The 16,733-nt window shown below is 74.7% G+C and carries 11 protein-coding genes; 3 read left to right on the forward strand and 8 right to left on the reverse strand.

The window, feature by feature from the left end; genetic code table 11:
* Positions 1-314 precede the first annotated feature (314 nt).
* Entirely contained in the window at positions 315-923 is a 609-nt protein-coding gene (locus tag IF99_RS0128120; protein ID WP_031000814.1) for a M48 family metallopeptidase, read from the reverse strand.
* A gap of 795 nt (positions 924-1,718) precedes the next feature.
* Between IF99_RS0128120 and IF99_RS0128125 the strand changes: the two genes are divergently transcribed.
* Both IF99_RS0128125 and IF99_RS0128130 read left to right on the forward strand, forming a co-directional pair.
* Complete coding sequence (locus IF99_RS0128125) at positions 1,719-2,918, forward strand: TOMM precursor leader peptide-binding protein (RefSeq protein WP_051703732.1); 1,200 nt, start codon at positions 1,719-1,721, stop codon at positions 2,916-2,918.
* Positions 2,919-4,554: 1,636 nt separating this feature from the next.
* Positions 4,555-5,943 (forward strand): ABC1 kinase family protein, encoded by a 1,389-nt coding sequence (locus tag IF99_RS0128130; protein WP_031000818.1) that lies wholly within the window; start codon positions 4,555-4,557, stop codon positions 5,941-5,943.
* Positions 5,944-6,331: 388 nt separating this feature from the next.
* Here IF99_RS0128130 and IF99_RS0128135 read toward each other — a convergent pair whose 3' ends face one another.
* The 4 genes from IF99_RS0128135 to IF99_RS0128150 form a co-directional block, all read right to left on the reverse strand.
* Positions 6,332-6,655, reverse strand: coding sequence for a hypothetical protein (locus IF99_RS0128135; protein WP_031000820.1), 324 nt, complete (start codon positions 6,653-6,655; stop codon positions 6,332-6,334).
* The gene (locus IF99_RS0128140) at positions 6,652-7,023 is read right to left on the reverse strand and encodes a WhiB family transcriptional regulator (RefSeq protein WP_007822298.1); all 372 of its coding nucleotides are present in this window, start codon (positions 7,021-7,023) and stop codon (positions 6,652-6,654) included. The genes IF99_RS0128135 and IF99_RS0128140 overlap by 4 nt, the downstream gene beginning before the upstream one ends.
* Positions 7,024-7,193: 170 nt before the next feature.
* On the reverse strand, positions 7,194-7,505 hold the full coding sequence (locus tag IF99_RS0128145) for a hypothetical protein (RefSeq protein WP_031000822.1): 312 nt from the start codon (positions 7,503-7,505) through the stop codon (positions 7,194-7,196).
* Between the two features lie 202 nt (positions 7,506-7,707).
* Entirely contained in the window at positions 7,708-9,927 is a 2,220-nt protein-coding gene (locus IF99_RS0128150; protein WP_078655319.1) for an ATP-dependent DNA helicase UvrD2, read from the reverse strand.
* 252 nt (positions 9,928-10,179) lie between these two features.
* Here IF99_RS0128150 and IF99_RS0128155 point away from each other — a divergent pair, with 252 nt between their 5' ends.
* A complete protein-coding gene (locus IF99_RS0128155) occupies positions 10,180-10,434 on the forward strand; it encodes a mycoredoxin (protein WP_031000826.1) in 255 nt (84 codons plus the stop codon).
* A 213-nt stretch (positions 10,435-10,647) separates the two neighbouring features.
* On the opposite strand, the gene nudC is transcribed toward IF99_RS0128155, so the two are convergent.
* The 3 genes from nudC to IF99_RS0128170 are packed head-to-tail and all read right to left on the reverse strand — an operon-like array spanning position 10,648 to position 16,656.
* On the reverse strand, positions 10,648-11,637 hold the full coding sequence (gene nudC, locus IF99_RS0128160) for an NAD(+) diphosphatase (RefSeq protein ID WP_031000827.1): 990 nt from the start codon (positions 11,635-11,637) through the stop codon (positions 10,648-10,650).
* 56 nt (positions 11,638-11,693) lie between these two features.
* Positions 11,694-13,115: a dipeptidase gene (locus tag IF99_RS0128165; RefSeq protein ID WP_031000829.1), complete on the reverse strand. Its 1,422-nt coding sequence runs from the start codon at positions 13,113-13,115 to the stop codon at positions 11,694-11,696.
* Positions 13,116-13,125: 10 nt separating this feature from the next.
* Complete coding sequence (locus tag IF99_RS0128170) at positions 13,126-16,656, reverse strand: UvrD-helicase domain-containing protein (protein ID WP_031000831.1); 3,531 nt, start codon at positions 16,654-16,656, stop codon at positions 13,126-13,128.
* Between the last annotated feature and the right edge of the window lie 77 nt (positions 16,657-16,733).

Below are 16,733 nucleotides of genomic sequence, written 5' to 3' on the forward strand. Positions count from 1 at the left end.
GCGGTACCGGCGGCGCGCGGGGACCCGGGGGGGCGGTCGGGCGGGGTTCGCGGGCGGAGGGCGCTCGGGCGTGGGTCCGGGGGCGGGAGCGCGCGAGGCCGGGTCCAGGGGCGGGGCCGGGAACGCTCGGGCGAGGTGCGTCGGGTGGGACGGTGGGGAGCAGCCCTACGAGGTGGCGCGAAGCGACGGCCGGCGCACCGGGCGCACACGTGCCTGCCTCCCGTGTCCTCGCCCCGGTCGGCTCCTCGCGTCCCCTCCCCGGTCGGCTCCCGTCGTGCTCGCTCCGGTCGGCTCCGCACCGCGTGCCGAGCGGCTCAGTCCGTCGTGTCCGGGGCCGCCGGGGTCTCCGGGAGGGCGTGAGGGAGGTTGCGGCCCGCGACGACGCCTTCCAGGAAGCCGCGCGCGCGTTCCGTGCGCGGATAGGCGTCGAGCAGGGCCCAGAAGCGCGCGCCGTGGCCCGGGACGAGGAGGTGGGCGAGTTCGTGGAGCAGGACGTAGTCGATGACGTACTCGGGCATCCCCTGGAGGCGGTGCGACAGGCGGATGCTGCCCTCGGCCGGCGTGCAGGAACCCCAGCGCGTGTTCTGGTTGGTGACCCAGCGGACCGTGTCGGGGCGGGCGCGCCCGTCGAGGTACTGACGCGACAGCTGCGCGGCGCGTTCCGTCAGCTCGCTGTCGCCGAGCACCCGCTTGCTCTCCTGCGCGGCGAGACGGTCGAGCATCTTCGTCACCCAGCGCCGCTCCTCGGCGGCCGACATCCGTGCCGGGATGAGCACGATGGTGCGGTCGCCCTCGCGGTACGCGGAGACCGTGCGGCGCCTGCGGGCGCTGCGGCGCACCTCCACGGCGCCGCGCGCGGGCCGCGACTGTCCGGCGGCCTGCCGGACGCCGTCGCTCGGCCGGTTCAGGGGATCGGCGGACATTCCTCAACGTTACCCGCTCGGCGCACCGCGCGTCCCGCCTCCGGACGCCGCCCCCACCTCGCCCTTACACGCTCCACCCCTCACACCCCCGCCCGATCCCAACATTCATACGACGAACGGCACCGTCTGTGGATAACTCCCGCCCTTGGATTTGCGCTTTCCCGCAGGATGGTCTCAGCGGTCACGGAGTGCGAGTGAATCGTCACCGATGGTCGGCACGGGACAGCTCTGTCCCGGCCCGGTCCGGCGCGACTCGGGACGCACGACTCGGGACGAAAGACAGAGACGACAGACGAGAGAGGTGTGAGCGCGATGGTGCGTGCGGTGGCGGAAGCGGCGATGTCCGGTACGGGTACGAGGACGGCGGCAGGTACGGGGGCGGGCGCGCGCCCCGTGGTCGGCGCGGGAGGCGGCGGGGAGACCGCGCGGCGGCGGGGCCTCGGTCTGGGCTGGCAGGGCTCGGGGCGCCACCGGGCGGTCGCGACGCCCGTCGCGGCAGGACGGGAGGCGAGCAGCGTGCGGGACGCGGCCCCGGCGGCTCGGGCGGCAGTGGCGGCACCGGCCGGGGCGGGGGTACACGCGGGAGCGGCGGTTCGGAGCGGGGCAGCGGTACGGGGCGGGGCGGCGGTGCGAGATGCGGCGGCGCCCGGGGCCGGTGAACTTCGGTCGGCCGGGATGGCGCGCTCCGCGCCGACGGTGCCGCCCCCGGTGGTGGCACGGCCGCCCGCGCCGTCGTACGCACGCCCCCAGGCGCCGCCCGCTCCCCCGTTCACGCATCCGACGGTCAAACCCGCCTTGCGGCGCGCCTGGCGGGATCTGGGGACGGTGCAGTTCGGGATGACGCGCGCCCACGCCTCGGTCCTCGGGCCGCTCGACCCGGGCTCGGCGAGCCTGCTGAGGCTGCTCGACGGCACGCGGGGGGTACCGCTCCTGTACGCGGAGGGCGCGCGGAACGGGCTCTCTCCCGCCGATGTGGACCGGCTCCTGGACACTTTGGCGGGCAGCGGGCTGCTGGAGGACGCGACGGGTGGGAGCGAGGCGGCGCGGGAGGTGCGGCAGGACGCCGAGCTGGTGGACCGCTTGCGCCCCGATCTCGCCTCGCTCGCGCTGCTCGACCGGCGACCGGCGGGCGCGGCGGAGGCTTTGGCGGGTCGGACCGGTGCACGGGTCCTCGTGCGGGGAGCGGGCCGGGTCGGGGCGGCGATCGCCGCGTTGCTCGCGGCGGCGGGCGTCGGTGCCGTGGAGGTGATGGACGGGGGCCGGGTGGAACCGGCGGACGTGTCCCCGGCAGGGTTGCCGCCGAACGCGGTCGGCGCGCGGCGGGCGGAGGCGGCACGGCGGCTCGTGAGCGAGTCGGCCCCGAGCGGCCGGCGCCGCTCGCGGCCCGAGCCCGCCGCCGGTCGGCTCGGCGAGGCGCCGCCACCCGACCTCGTCGTCCTCGCCCCGCGCGACGCCGTGTCGGTGCACGCCCCCGACCCGCAGCTTGCCGAGCCCCTGATCGCGGCGGGCATCCCGCACCTGTACGCGGGGGTCGTCGAGACGACCGGCCTCGTCGGCCCTCTCGTCCTCCCCGGCCGTACGGCCTGCGCGGGCTGCCTGGAACGCCACCGTGTCGAGCGCGAGGCGGGACACGCGCGTCTCCTCGCGCAATGGCGCTCCGGCCGTACCCACCGCGTCGAGCCCCTCGACCTGTCCCTCGCGACCACCGTCGCGGCCCTCACCGCGAGCCATGCGCTGAGCCTCCTCGACGGCCACCTCCCCACCACGGTCGGCGAGCGCTGGGAGACCAGCCTCCCCACCCTCGCCTGGACCCGGCACCACCTGCCCACCCACCCCCACTGCCCCTGCGGAGCCGGCACGGCGGACAACTGGCCCCCCTCAACACCCCGCCTCCCGGAGCCAAACCAACCGGCCCCGGCACCCGGGCAAACCCGAGCCTCCCGGGTAAGCACCCCGGAGATGAGGGCACTGGGATCGATCACGCGCCAGACATGACCGCACGATCCCGAGGCACGCGCGCGGACAGAGGCCAATAACGTCGTCCAGCGAGCGGGGCGGGAGGAGTCGGGGGCGGAGACCAGGGAGCCTGGGGAAGCCCGGGAGGCGGGGGGGCGGAAGCCCTGGGGCCTGGGGGAGCCCGGGCGGGGGGCCGCAAGCCAGGGTTCGGAGGCCAAGCTCACATCGGGAGCCGCAAGACCGGGGCGGGAGCCGCCACCCCGGTCGGAAGCCGCAGCCCGCGAGCGGGACCGACAAGCCCGGGGGTGGAACCCGGAAACCGGTGTCAGGACGGTTAGCCCGGGCTCCGGACCGCCAACCCTGCGGCAGAAGCCGCATGCCTTGAGCCCGGAAGCCGCGAGACCGGGAGCACCGCAAGTCCGGCGCAGAACTCGGAAACGCAAGTCGGGGCGCTGGCCCGGGTTCGCAGGCCGTCGGCCCCGGCTTGGTCTCCGCAAGCCCAGGGCGGGGCCGCCGTCCGGGTCGGGGGCCGCAAGCCTGAACTCAACAACCGGAAGGCCGAGTGGAAAGCTGCACGTGCGGTCTGGGCGGAAGCCGCAAGCAGGACCGAAACCCGCAGGCTCCGGCCCGGGACCGCCAGCCCGGGCTGGCGGCTGCGAAGCCGCGACCACAGGACGAATCCCTCAGAGGACCGGGATCTGAGTCAACGACCGCCACGCAGCCGCCCACCCGGAAGCTGCAAGCTTGAGTTCGGAGGCCGCAAGCCCTGATCGAGAACGCAGACGCTGGCTCGGAGGCCGCCAGCCCGGAGTACGAAACCGGGAGCGCAGGGAGAAAGCTCCCAGGGGCGGGCCGAAATCTGCGTCAACAACCCGCCGCGAGCCGCCGATGCGAAACCCGGCCCGAGAGGGGTCAGTGCGGCGGCAGAAGCCGCAAGGCCGAGGCGAACCACAGCCCGGGCCGGGAGGCCGGGAGGCCGGGAGGCCGGGAGGCCGGGAGGCCGGGAGGCCGGGAGGCCGGCGAAGGACTTGAATAGTCGGTCAAGAGCGGCCAGTCCCGCCTCGCAGGGCCACGGCCCCGCTTGGAGGCCACAAGCCGGGAGCGGGCAAAGCCAAGGTCGGGAGCCGCGAGCCCGAGAGAGGGAAGCCGCAAGGTCTCGGGACGGGCCCGCCGCCCCAGTCGGGAGCCGCCGCGAGCCCGGCGGCGGAGCCGGAAGGTCAACGGGAGGCCCAGCAGAGAACCGGCAGCCCGTCCAGGATCAGTAGCGTGGCGGAGAACCGGTGGCCCGGACGGAGGCCGGGACAGACCGGCAGAGGGCTGGCAGTCCGGGTACAAGGCCAACAGCCCGACGAGAACCAGCAAGCCGGGTGCCGGGCCAGCAACCCGGGTGTCGGGCCAGCAACCCGGCTGCCGGGTCGGCAGCTCGGGGGCGGGGCCAGCAGCCCGGCGGCGGGGCCGAGGGTTCGGGCCGGGGGCTGGTCCAGGGCGGCTGTTGTGCGTGTGATTCAGCGCTCGGCATGCTGGGTTCGACCGGGCATGACCGGCGGGGCCTTCGCCGCCAGGGGGTCGTGCTTCTCGTAACCGGGTTGTGCTCGGGGGCGGTTCGGGGGTGGCGGGGGACAATGGGGGTCGGCGCCGTGCGGTGTGGCATGGGTGGGCTGGAGCGGGAGGGCGTATGTCGGAGCTTCCTCGGAAGGCGGTGACGCGGACGGCGAAGCTGGCGACGCTGCCGCTCGGGTTCGCGGGACGGGCCACGTGGGGGCTCGGGCGGAGGATCGGGGGTGCTTCGGCCGAGCTGGTCGGGCGGGAGGTGCAGCAGCGGACGGCTGAGCAGTTGTTCAAGGTGCTGGGGGAGCTCAAGGGCGGGGCCATGAAGTTCGGGCAGGCGCTCTCGGTGTTCGAGTCGGCGCTGCCCGAGGACTTGGCGGGCCCCTACCGGGCGGCGTTGACCCGGCTTCAGGAGGCGGCACCGCCGATGCCGGTGGCGACGGTGCGGGGCTTGCTCGCGGAACGGCTCGGCGAGGACTGGCGGAAGCTCTTCCGGTCCTTCGACGAGGAGCCGGCCGCCGCCGCGTCGATCGGGCAGGTGCACCGGGCCGTGTGGCACGACGGGCGGGCCGTCGCGGTGAAGGTGCAGTACCCGGGAGCCGGGCGGGCGTTGCTGGGGGATCTCGACCAGCTCGGGAGGGTGGCGCGGGTGCTGGGGCCCGTGGTGCCCGGTATCGACATCAAGCCGCTGGTCGCCGAGTTGCGCGCGCGGGTGGCCGAGGAGCTGGACTACGGGCTGGAGGCGGCGTCGCAGCAGGCGCACGCGGAGGAGTTCGCGGACGATCCCGACGTGTTCGTGCCCCCGGTCGTGCACCAGGGACCGGAAGTGCTGGTGACGGAGTGGGTGGAGGGGGTGCCGCTCGCCGAGGTGATCGCCTCCGGGACGCCGGAGCAGCGGGACCGTGCCGGGCAGTTGCTCGCGCACTTCCTCTTCTGCGGTCCGGCCAGGACCGGGCTGCTGCACGCGGACCCGCACCCGGGGAACTTCCGGCTGCTCCCCGACGGCCGGGACGAGGATGCGGAGGGCTGGCGGCTGGCGGTGCTCGACTTCGGAACCGTCGATCGCCTTCCGGGCGGGCTGCCCCCGATCATCGGGCGATCCCTGCGCCTCGGTCTCAGCGGCGACGCCGAGGAGGTGCACGCCTCGCTGCGGGCGGAGGGCTTCATCCGGGAGAAGATCGAGGTGGACGAGCGGGCGGTGCTGGAGTTCCTGCGGCCGATGATCGAGCCCGCCGCTGTGGACGAGTTCCCCTTCACGCGGGAGTGGTTGCGTGGGCAGGCCGCGAGGATCGCCGATCCCCGCTCCCCCGCCCACCACTTGGGCCGGAAGCTCAATCTGCCGCCCGCCTACCTGCTGATCCATCGCGTGACGCTCAGCACGATCGGTGTGTTGTGCCAGCTCGGGGCGCGGGTGCGGTTGCGCGAGGAGTTGGAGAACTGGCTGCCCGGCTTCGCCGCGGACTGCCCGGAGGGCGAACTGCCCGGCTTCTGGGTGGAGGAGGACGGCACTGAGTAGCGGAGGACCCGACACGTCCGGCCCGGCCACTCCTCGGGGAGAGGGGCGACCGGGCCGGTAAGCCACGGCGAGGTGTTCACGGCGAGGTGTCACCGCAGGCGGCGGCGCCAAGGGTCGGGGGTCGGGGCCACGACCCGGTACCGCAGCGGTCCCGCCACGCCACGGACCGCCGCAGCGGTCCGTGCCGCGACCCGGCCGCGGCGCTCCACGCGACGGCCCGGCCGCAGCGGGCCGCGCCACGAACCGGGCCGCGCCACACCCGTGCCGACCGGGCCGTGCCACGTCCGTGCCGACCGGCCCCCCGTGCCGATCGTCCGGTCCCGCGCCGTCCTGCTTGTCCCGTCCGGTCCCGCCCCGGCGGCTACCGCTTCGGGGCGTGCCGCGTGGCTTACTGCATGACCGCCAGTGCCAGGGCGCGGCGGGCGCGCAGGGTGGCGCGTTCTGCGTGGCGCTGGAGGCGGCGGGCGTTGCGCAGGCGGGCGGAGGGGCGTTGGCGCTCCGCCTCTCGCATGCGCTCGTCCATATGCGCGCGGGCCAGCGCTTCTGGGATGAGTTGCATCTCTCGGGTCCTGTTCTCGGTGCCGGCCAGGTGGCCGGTACGGGCTGCTTCGCTGAGGGCGAGCCCTGCGGGCTGCGCGGGGGTCGGGTTCATCGGGTCCTGCTTCTGCGGGTTGTGCGTGGTGGGGCGATCGATGGTTCCGGTGATGTTCATGCGACGACCGGGTTCTTGCGCGGGCGGCCGCGGGGCCGCTTGCGGGCCACGACGACGCCTTGGACGAACAGCTCGCCACCCCAGACGCCCCACGGCTCGCGGCGCTCCTTGGCACCGGCGAGGCATGCCTCGACGAGCGGGCAGGTGCGGCAGAGCGACTTGGCGTACTCCACGTCGGCCGGGGACTCGGCGAAGAAGACCTCGGGGTCGTAGGCGCGGCAGGGAACGGGGGTGTCGAGACCCTCGATCGCGGCGTCGAGGGCGGTGAGCGGGGTGAGGGGGGTCACGGTGTGGTCCTCCGGAGGGCCGGGCGGCTGGCTGGTGGGTGACGGCGGTACTGACGGGACGTGCGTCTCGGTCGTCTGCACGGGTTCTGCTTCCTCGTCTGTCGGTCCGGCCTCGTGGGCCGGTGGTGTCGGGTACCGATTCCTGCTGCCCGGGCGCCTTCCGTCCCGCCCTCTCTTGAGAAAGAGGGCAAAACAAAAGGGCCGCGGTCCCGAGTGGGGTCCGCGGCCCTGAAGGCGCCTGTCTGACGTGGTCAGACGGGATCGCTCCAGGGTTCGAGCCCACGGAAGGCCCACATCGTGTGGTGCTGCGTCATCGGGTTTCCGGCACCGGCTGCCGCGATCGGATAGGCGTGCGCCTGTTCCGTCACTACTGCTGCCGGTGCCTGGGTCGGTCGCTCGTCGTTCTTCTTCTCCTCGGGACGCCCGAAGGACAGGCCGGGGAAGGGGAACGCCGAGAGACCGGAGATACCGGACAGTCCGGTGCCCAGGTCCGAGATGCTGAGGGAACGGGAGGCGACGACCGTCGACGCGGTCAGTTTCGTGATCGTGTTGAAGCTGCTCACTGCAATCGCCTCCTCTCGGCGTCTCGGGGGACCGGTGGTGCTCGGTGGTCCGATGGAAATATTCAGGTACGGCGGAGGGCGCGGCCCCGAAGGGCTTTGCCCAGCACGGGGCGGGGGCTTCGGAGAGCCTGTCCGTTCCCGTGCCTAAGAACCTATGGGGATTGTCGGGCCGGGCGCAAACTATTTTTCCGACGAGTTCGCCTCAGTCCGCCTTCACGCCGGGGGCGCACTCCTGACCTGCGCAAATCGCGAGTACTTCGGAGCCGAAGCGGCGGAACTTCCGCGCGCCGACCCCGGGGATGCGGGAGAGCTCGGCCTCGGTCTCCGGGACGGCCTCGGCGATGGCGACGAGGGTCTTGTCCGTGAAGAGGCAGAAGTCGGGCTGGCCGAGGTCCTGGGCGCGCGCGCCGCGCCAGTCGCGGAGCCTCTGGTAGACGCCCTCGTCCATGTCGGAGGGGCACGTCTCGCAGCGCATCAGCTTCATCTCACCGGCCTCGGTGAGGGTCCGGCCGCAGACCCGGCAGCGCGCAGGGGCCCGTCGGCGCGGCACGGGCCGTTCCCCGGTGCCCCGGTCGTGGGCGGGGCGCTCGGCGCCCGTGGCCGGGGCGCGGCCGGTGCGCAGCCGGGGGGCGTCGGAGGCGGGGCGGGCGCTGCCCGGGGTGCGCAGGGCGTCGAGGAAGCGGCTCGGTTTGCGGCCTCCCCAGCCGCCGGGGGTGCGGGACAGGGACCAGGAGAGGTGGAGGCGGCTGCGGGCGCGGGTGATGCCGACGTAGAAGAGCCTGCGTTCCTCCTCGATCTGTTCCTCGGTCTGCGCGTAGGTGATGGGGAGCATCCCCTCGGCGAGGCCCACGAGGAAGACGGCGTCCCATTCGAGGCCCTTGGCGGCGTGGAGCGAGGCGAGGGTGACGCCGTCGACGGTCGGGGCGTGCTGGTTGGCCTGGCGGTCCGCGAGTTCGGCGGCGAGGTCGGTGAGCGCGGCGCCGGGGCGGGCGCGGGCGAGTTCCTCGGCGAGGCGGACGAGCGCGGCGAGGGATTCCCAGCGTTCGCGGACGGCCCCCGAGCCGGCGGGGGGCTGCGCGGTCCACAGGCGGTGGGAGGCGAGGACGCGGCGCAGTTGCTCGGGCAGGGGGGCATGGAGGTCGAGTGCGGTGTCGTTGGCGCCGCTGTGCGCCGCCGCGCGGACCGCGCTGACGGCGGAGCGGATCTCGGGCCGGTCGAAGAACGCCTCGGCGCCGCGCAGCCGGTAGGGGACGCCGGCGTCGCCGAGTGCCTGTTCGTAGAGGTTGCTCTGGCCGTTCGTGCGGAAGAGGACGGCGATGTGCGCGGCGGGGACGCCCTCGGCGACGAGGGCGCGGATGCGGTGGGCGACGTCCTCGGCCTCGGCGACCTCGTCGGCGTACTCGGTGGACTCGGGCACGGGGCCCGGGGGGCGCTGGGCGACGAGTTCGAGGCGCTGGCGGGCGGCCGGTCCGGTGGCGTGCGAGAGGAGGTTGTTGGCGAGGTGGACGATCTGCGGGGTGGAGCGGTAGTCGCGGACGAGGCGGACGACGGTGGCCCCGGGGTGGCGGGCGGGGAAGCCGAGGAGGTGCTCGGGGGTCGCGCCGGTGAAGGAGTAGATCGTCTGGCTCGCGTCGCCGACGACGCACACGTCGTCGCGCTCGCCGAGCCACAGGTCGAGCAGGCGCTGCTGGAGCGGGCTGACGTCCTGGTACTCGTCGACGGTGAAGTGGCGGTACTGGGAGCGGACCTGCTGCGCGATGTCCTCGCGGTCCTGGAGGATCGCGATGGTGAGGAGCAGGACGTCCTCGAAGTCGATGCGGCCGCTCGCGCGCTTCAGCGTCTCGTACTGGGCGTAGACGCGGGCGGTCTCCAGGGCCTCGCGGCTCGTCGTGCGGCCCGCGGCGGCGGCGGCCTCGGCGAAGTCCTCGGGGACGGTCTGGGTGGCCTTGGCCCACTCGATGTCGCCGGTGAGGTCCCGCAGCTCGGTGCGCTCCAGACGCAGGCCGCACGCCTCCGCGGCCTGCGCGATGAGCGGGATCTTGCGCTCGACGAGGCGGGGCGGGTCGGCCTGGACGACTTTCGGCCAGAAGAACTGGAGCTGGCGCAGGGCGGCGGAGTGGAAGGTACGAGCCTGGACGCCGTGCGCGCCGAGTTCGCGCAGGCGGCCGCGCATCTCCCCGGCGGCGCGCTGGGTGAAGGTGACGGCGAGCACGGTGCCCGGCTTGTAGCGCCCGGTGCGGACGCCGTAGGCGATGCGGTGGGTCAGGGCGCGCGTCTTGCCCGTACCGGCGCCCGCGAGGACGCAGACGGGCCCGGTGAGGGCGAGGGCCACCTCGCGCTGCTCCGGGTCGAGTCCGTGGAGCACGGCGTCGGCGGATCCCGGTACCGGTGGGAAGAGGGAGTCCTGCGGTGCTGCTGTCACTCCGCCATGCTCTCAGGTCGGCGGTGGCGGGCGGCGAGGCTTGTCCACAGGGGGCGCTCGCGGTCGTACGACCACATGAATCGCCGGGCGGGTACGCGGCCGGAGCGGCCTTGCCACGGGCCCGGGCCGTCCGCGCACCCTCGGCTGCGGGAATGGTCGGCCGGTGGCTTACGTTCTGCAAGTGCGCGACGTACGGAGAACGCGTCGCGGCGGGCCCCCGGGTCCGCAGAGGGGCGAAGGAGTACGAGGAACATGCCGGGCACTGTGACGATGTACAGCACGACCTGGTGCGGTTACTGCCGCCGGCTGAAGAGCCAGCTGGACCGCGAGGGCATCGCTTACGAGGAGATCAACATCGAGCAGGACCCGGCCTCGGCCGAGTTCGTCGAGAAGGTCAACGACGGCAACCAGGTGGTCCCGACCGTCCTGGTGAAGGCCGAGACGGGCACCGAGGCGGTCATGACCAACCCCTCGCTCGCGCAGGTCAAGCTGGCCCTCCAGGGCTGAGCGAGGCCACCCGCACCCGCGAAGGGCCCCGCCCGGAGAGATCCGAGCGGGGCCCTTCGCCGTGTCCGGGACCCGTGCCCGCGATCGTGCCCTGTCCGGGCCGCCGCCCGTCCCGACGCCCGCCCGGACCACGCCCGCACCCCACGCCCGCCCGGACCACGCCCCGAGCCCGCGCGGGGCGGCGCCCCGCCCCGGCGGCCGAAAACCGCTCTCTCAGACCGGCTTCGGCAGCGGCTTCCCGTACCACAGCTCGATGAGCCTGGCCGCGATGGAGACGCCGAAGGGCGGCAGGACCTCGCCCGCCTCCATGGCCTCGCGCAGTTCCTCGCGCGAGAACCAGCGGGCCTCCTCGATCTCCTCGCCGTCGACGGTGATCTCGTCCGACGTCGCCTGCGCGATGAAGCCGAGCATGAGGCTGGAGGGGAAGGGCCAGGGCTGGCTCGCGACGTACTCGACGTGCCCGATCGGGATGCCCGCCTCCTCGTGGACCTCGCGGCGCACGGCGGCCTCTATCGTCTCGCCCGGTTCCACGAAGCCCGCGAGGGTCGAGAAGCGGCCCTCGGGCCAGTGCACCTGGCGGCCGAGGAGCGCGCGGTCCTTCTCGTCGGTGACGAGCATGATGACGGCCGGGTCGGTGCGCGGGTAGTGCTCGGCGCCGCACGCGGGGCAGCGGCGGATGTGCCCGGCGGCGGCGATCGAGGTGCGCGCGCCGCAGCGCGAGCAGAAGCGGTGCATGCGCTGCCAGTTCTCCAGCGCCACGGCGTGCACCATGAGCCCGGCCTCGCGCGGCGAGAGGAGCATCCCGGCCTCGCGCAGCCCGGCGGCGCGCGCGGACTGGTCGATGGGCCCGGGGAGGCTGTCCTTCTGGAGCGCGAAGTAGCTCACGCCGTCCTCGTCGGTGCCGAGGAAGTAGCGGTGCGACTCGGTGAGCGGAGCCTCGAAGCTCGGGGTCGTCACGAGTTCGGTCACCCCCGCCTCGTTCTCGTCGATGAGGACCTGTCCGCCGGAGACGACGAAGACCCGGGTGCGGGGATGGCTCCACGCGGCGGCGAGCCACGCCTCGTCGAGGCGGTGGTGCGCGGCACGGTCGACGCCGTGGGGTGCGGTGAGCGGGATGGGCCGCCCGGCGAGATCGTGCGCGGTGCCGTACGGGGTGGCGTGCTCGGTGCCGTGCTCAGTGGTCTGGTCGTTCCGGGTGGTCACGGGTGCTTCCCACTCCCCCTAGGGTGCGTCGTCGGTGGTGGTCGTGCTGCTCTTCTTCAGTGTGCCTCGCGCGACCGGGACGCGAGTCCTGCCCACAGGTGCGCCGCCGCCTCGGCGCCCTTGAGGAGGAGGTCGAGTTCGACCTTCTCGTCGGGGGCGTGCCAGCCGTCCGAGGGGACGGAGATGCCGAGGAAGAGCACGGGGGCGCCGGTGACGTCGGCGAGGTCGGCGGCGGGTCCCGAGCCGCCCTCACGGGTGAGGCGCACGGGCTGTTCGAAGGCCGTCTCCATGGCTGCGACGACCGCCGCGAGCGCGGGGTGGCCGAGGGGCGTGAGGCAGGGCCGGGTGGCGCCGCCGAAGGTGAGTTCGGCGCGGATTCCGGCCGGGACGCGGGCCTCGACGAAGGCGCGTACGGCCTTCTCGACGGCGGCGGGGTCCTGCCGGTCGACGAGCCGGAAGGTGAGCTTCGCGAAGGCCGAGGACGGGATGACCGTCTTGCTGCCCTCGCCCTGGTAGCCGCCGCCGATGCCGTTGACCTCGGCGGTCGGGCGGGCCCAGATCCGTTCCAGGGTGGTGTGACCGGATTCACCGGCGGTGGCGTGCGAGAAGGCGGTGCGCAGCCAGGCGTCCTCGTCGAAGGGCAGCTCGGCGAAGAGGGCGCGCTCGCGCGCGCTGAGGGGCGCCACGCCCTCGTAGAAGCCGGGGACGGCGACGCGGCCGTCCTCGTCGTGGAGCGCGGCGACGATGCGGGCGAGGACGGTCGCCGGGTTCGGGACGGCGCCGCCGAAGGAGCCGGAGTGGATGTCCTGGTCGGGGCCGTGCAGCACGAGTTCCCCGTCCACGAGGCCGCGCATCCCGGTGCAGACGGTGGGGGTCTCCTCGTTCCACATGCCGGTGTCCGAGACGAGCACGGCGTCGGCGGTGAGGCGGTCCGCGCGTTCCTCGACGAGGGCGCGGAAGTGCGGGGAGCCCGATTCCTCCTCGCCCTCGACGAGGAACTTGAGATGCACGGCGGGGCTCGTGCGCCCCGTCGCGGCGAGGTGGGCGCGCAGGCCGAGGGTGTGGAAGAAGACCTGGCCCTTGTCGTCGGCCGCGCCGCGCGCGTAGAGGCGGCCTTCGCGGATCTCGGGGACGAAGGGCTCGGAGTGCCAGCCGTCGGCGCGCGTCGCGGGCTGGACGTCGTGGTGCCCGTAGACGAGGACGGTGGGCGCGTCGGGCTCGTCGGCGGGCCAGTGGGCGAAGACGGCGGGGGCGCCGGGGGTGTCCCAGATCTCGACGGTCGGGAAGCCGGTGGCGCGCAGCCGGCCGGCGAGCCACTCGGCGCTGCGGCGGACGTCGGCGGCGTGTTCGGGCTGCGCGGACACGGAGGGGATGCGCAGCCAGGCGGCGAGGTCGTCGAGGAAGGCGGCGCGGTGCGCGGTGACGTGCTCGCGGACGGCGCCGACCGCGTCGTCGGCCCTGGTGGGGGTGGTGCTCATGCTCCCGACCCTATCCGCCTGACGGGTGAGCGGCACGGGGCCCCGGGGGTGCGGGAGCGGGTCCGCCACCCGCCGCGTCGTCCTCGGCGAAGAGGCGTTCCAGCTCCGCGCGTCCGGGGAGCCTTCCCGGCCGTACCGCCTCGCCGGTGCGCACGAAGACGAAGGTCGCGGCGATCTCCTCGGGGTCGATGCCGTGGCGCTCGGCCCAGGCGAGGCGGTAGACGGCGAGCTGGAGGGGGTCGGCGCGGGCCTGGTCGCGTCCCGTCTTCCAGTCGACGATCTCGTAGCGCCGCCGCCCGTCCTCCTCGCTCGCGTAGACGGCGTCGATGCGGCCGCGCACGACGCGCCCGGCGAGGCTGAGCTGGAAGGGGACCTCGACGCGGTGCGCGGGGCGGTGCGCGTAGGCGGTGCGCTCGAATGCCTCCTTCAGCTCTTCGAGGTCGAGGTCGTCGCTGATCTCGGCGTCCTCGCGGGGCTCGGTCGCGCCCTCGTCGGCGAGCGGGAGGTGCGGCTGCTCGTGCCCGGCGGTGAGGCGGCGCTCCAGCCAGGCGTGGAAGCGGGCGCCCCTGCGGGCGGCCGGTTTCGGCGCCTGGGGCAGCGGGCGCGCGAGGTCGCGGGCGAGCCCGTCGGGGTCCTCGGCGAGGCGGAGGACCTGCGTCGCGGTGAGCGAGGGCGGCAGCGGCACCTCGCGCACGGAGGCGGCGGCGCGGCGCAACTCGCCTTCGAGCGCGTCGAGGTCACGGTCCCAGGAGCCGAGCAGCCGGGACTCCTCGGGAGTGAGGCCGTCGCCGTGGGGGGCCGGGGCGGGGACGCGGGGGACGGCCTCACCCTCGCCGGGACGTGCGGGGGTGCCCTGGTCGTACGGGTCCGGGCCGCTCCCGTACGGGTCCGCGTCCTCCTCGTACGGGTCGGTTGTCCCCTGCCCGGGCTCCTGCCCCTCCCCCGCGACCGGCCCCTCCCCCGGCTCCGGCTCCGGCTCTTCCTCCGGTTCCGGTGGCCACTCCGGATCGTACGGGTCCTCCGGCGGCTCCTCGGCCGTGGCCGTTCCCGGCCGGGACTGGAGCACCGCGAGGTGGTGTTCCACGCGGGCGGCGGCCTCGCGGCGGCGGGTGTGGGCCTCGGGGTCGAGCGGGAGGGGCCACGGGAGGGGGTCGGTCCGCCGCAGGGCGGGGTTCTCGTCCTCGGGGCCGGGCTCCTCGGCCCAGTGCTCGATCTCGCCGTGGCCGCGTACGCAGTGGTCGTGGAGCGCGGTGAGGAAGGCGGAGGGTCCGCGCGGGCGCTTCTGCTCGGGGCCCCACCAGTGGCCCGAGCCGAGGAGGATCGAGCGGGGGCGCGTGAAGGTCACGTAGCCGAGGCGCAGTTCCTCCGTCGCCTGGTGCGCGCGCATACCGTCCTGGAACGCCTTCATGCCCTTCGCCGTCCAGGCGGGCACGTCGGGGAGGGTCGCGGCGTCGCCGCGCAGCGCGTGCGGCAGGACGCTCGCGCGGGCCGTGAACTTCTCGCGGCCCCGGTCGCTCGGGAACTGGGCCCGGACGAGCCCGGGGACGGCGACGATGTCCCACTCCAGGCCCTTGGCCTTGTGGGCGGTGAGGACCTTGACGGTGTTCTCGCCGCCGGGGAGGGCGGTGTCGAGGCCCTTCTCGTACCGCTCGGCGGTGCGCAGGTAGCCGAGGAAGGCGAGGAGCGAGGCGGCCGGCTCGGTCGCGGCGAAGGAGGCGGCGATGTCGAGGAACTGACCGAGCGTCTCGCGGCGGCGGGCGGCGAGGGCGCTCGGCGAGGCGGAGAGTTCGACGTCGAGCCCGGTGACGGCGAGGACGCGGTGCAGGACGTCCATGAGCGGGTCGGCGAGGGCGCGGCGCAGTTCGCGCAGTTCGCGCCCGAGGCGGGCGAAGCGGGCGCGGGCCTCGGCGGAGAAGGGCAGTCCGTCCTCGGCGTCGGGGCCGCCTTCGACGAAGGTGTCGACGGCGTCCGCGAGCGAGACGATCTCGGCCGGGTCGACGCCCTCGACGGCGGCGGCGAGCCTGCGGTCCGGGTCGTCCTCGCCGGTGCGGCCCCCGGCGAGGAGGCGGGCGCGGCGGCCGAGGAGGGCGAGGTCGCGGGCACCGACGCGCCAGCGCGGTCCGGTGAGGAGCCGGACGAGCGAGGCGTTCGCGCCCGGGTCCTGGAGGACTTCGCACACCGCGCGCAGGTCGGCGATCTCGGGGAGGTGGAGGAGCCCGCTGAGACCGACGACCTCGACGGGTATCCCACGGGCGACCAGCGCGGCCTGGATACGGGCGAAGTCGCCCGCCGTGCGGCACAGGACGGCGATCTCGCCGGGGCTCGTGCCGGTGCCGACGTAGTGGGCGATGCCGTCCGCGAGCCAGTCGATCTCCTCGGCGTGCGTGGAGAGCAGGGCGCAGCGCACGAAGCCGTCCGCCGTCTTCCCGGCGGGCGCGTGCAGGGCCTCGACGCCGTCGTGGAGGGCGCGGAGCGGGGCCGCGAGGTCGTTGGCGAGGGCGAGGAGGCGGCCGCCGGAGCGGCGGTTCTCGCTGAGGGACTGGCGGCGGGCGGGGGTGCCGTCCGGGTGCGGGAAGTGGCGGGGGAAGTCGTCGAGGTTGGCGACGGAGGCGCCGCGCCAGCCGTAGATGGCCTGGCAGGGGTCGCCGACGGCCGTCACGGGGTGGCCCGTGCCGCCGCCGAAGAGGGCGGAGAGCAGGACGCGCTGGGCGACGGAGGTGTCCTGGTACTCGTCGAGCAGGACGACGCGGTACTGGTCGCGGAGCGCCTCGCCGACCTCGGGGTGCTCGCGGGCCAGGCGGGCGGAGAGGGCGAGCTGGTCGCCGAAGTCGAGGAGGTCGCGGGAGCGCTTCGCGGCGCGGTAGCGGCCGGTCAGCTCGGTGAGGGCGAGGCGGGCGGCGGCGGCCTCGGGGACCTTGCGGAGCTGGTCGTTGCTGAGCCTGGTTTCGGCGAGGGTGCGGAGCAGGTCCTCGTCGTACCGGCTGAGGTCCGCCGGGTCGACGAGGTGCTCGGACAGCTCGGAGTCGAGCGCGAGGAGGTCGCTCACGAGGTCGGAGAAGGCGCGGGTGAGCGCCGGGTACGGGCCCGGGGCCTCGCGCAGGACGCGGGCGGCGAGCTGGAAGCGGCTCGCGTCGGCGAGGAGCCGCGAGCCCGGTTCCAGGCCGAGGCGGAGGCCGTGGTCGTCGAGGAGGCGGCCCGCGAAGGAGTGGTACGTGGAGATCAGCGGCTCACCGGGGGGCTCCGCGCCGGGAGCGGGCGGGGCGTCGGGGTCGCTGATCCCGGCCCGCACGAGGGAGCGGCGGACGCGTTCGGCCAGCTCGGCGGCGGCCTTGTTGGTGAAGGTGAGGCCGAGGACCTGCTCGGGGGCGACCGTGCCGGTACCGACCAGCCAGACGACGCGCGCGGCCATCACCGTGGTCTTGCCCGAGCCCGCTCCGGCCACGATGACGTGGGGGGCGGGGGGCGCGGTGATGCACGCGAGCTGCTCGGAGGTGAAGGGGATGCCGAGCAGATCGTTGAGCTGGGCGGGGCGGGTGAGCACGGAGCGAAGCGTACGGGGTGGGGCGGACAGGGGCGGGGTGGTGCCGTTGCGCCGGGGTTTTGGGGGGGGGGCCCCCC

It is taken from the genome of Streptomyces sp. NRRL F-5630 (assembly GCF_000719475.1).
In the GTDB taxonomy this organism is placed as follows: Bacteria; Actinomycetota; Actinomycetes; order Streptomycetales; family Streptomycetaceae; genus Streptomyces.

Excerpts from the sequence above, each read along its gene's own strand:
- IF99_RS0128120 (WP_031000814.1), bottom strand. The coding sequence starts at position 923 with ATGTCCGCCGATCCCCTGAACCGGCCGAGCGACGGCGTCCGGCAGGCC.
- IF99_RS0128130 (WP_031000818.1), top strand. The coding sequence starts at position 4,555 with ATGTCGGAGCTTCCTCGGAAGGCGGTGACGCGGACGGCGAAGCTGGCG.
- IF99_RS0128135 (WP_031000820.1), bottom strand. The coding sequence starts at position 6,655 with ATGAACATCACCGGAACCATCGATCGCCCCACCACGCACAACCCGCAG.
- IF99_RS0128155 (WP_031000826.1), top strand. The coding sequence starts at position 10,180 with ATGCCGGGCACTGTGACGATGTACAGCACGACCTGGTGCGGTTACTGC.
- IF99_RS0128165 (WP_031000829.1), bottom strand. The coding sequence starts at position 13,115 with ATGAGCACCACCCCCACCAGGGCCGACGACGCGGTCGGCGCCGTCCGC.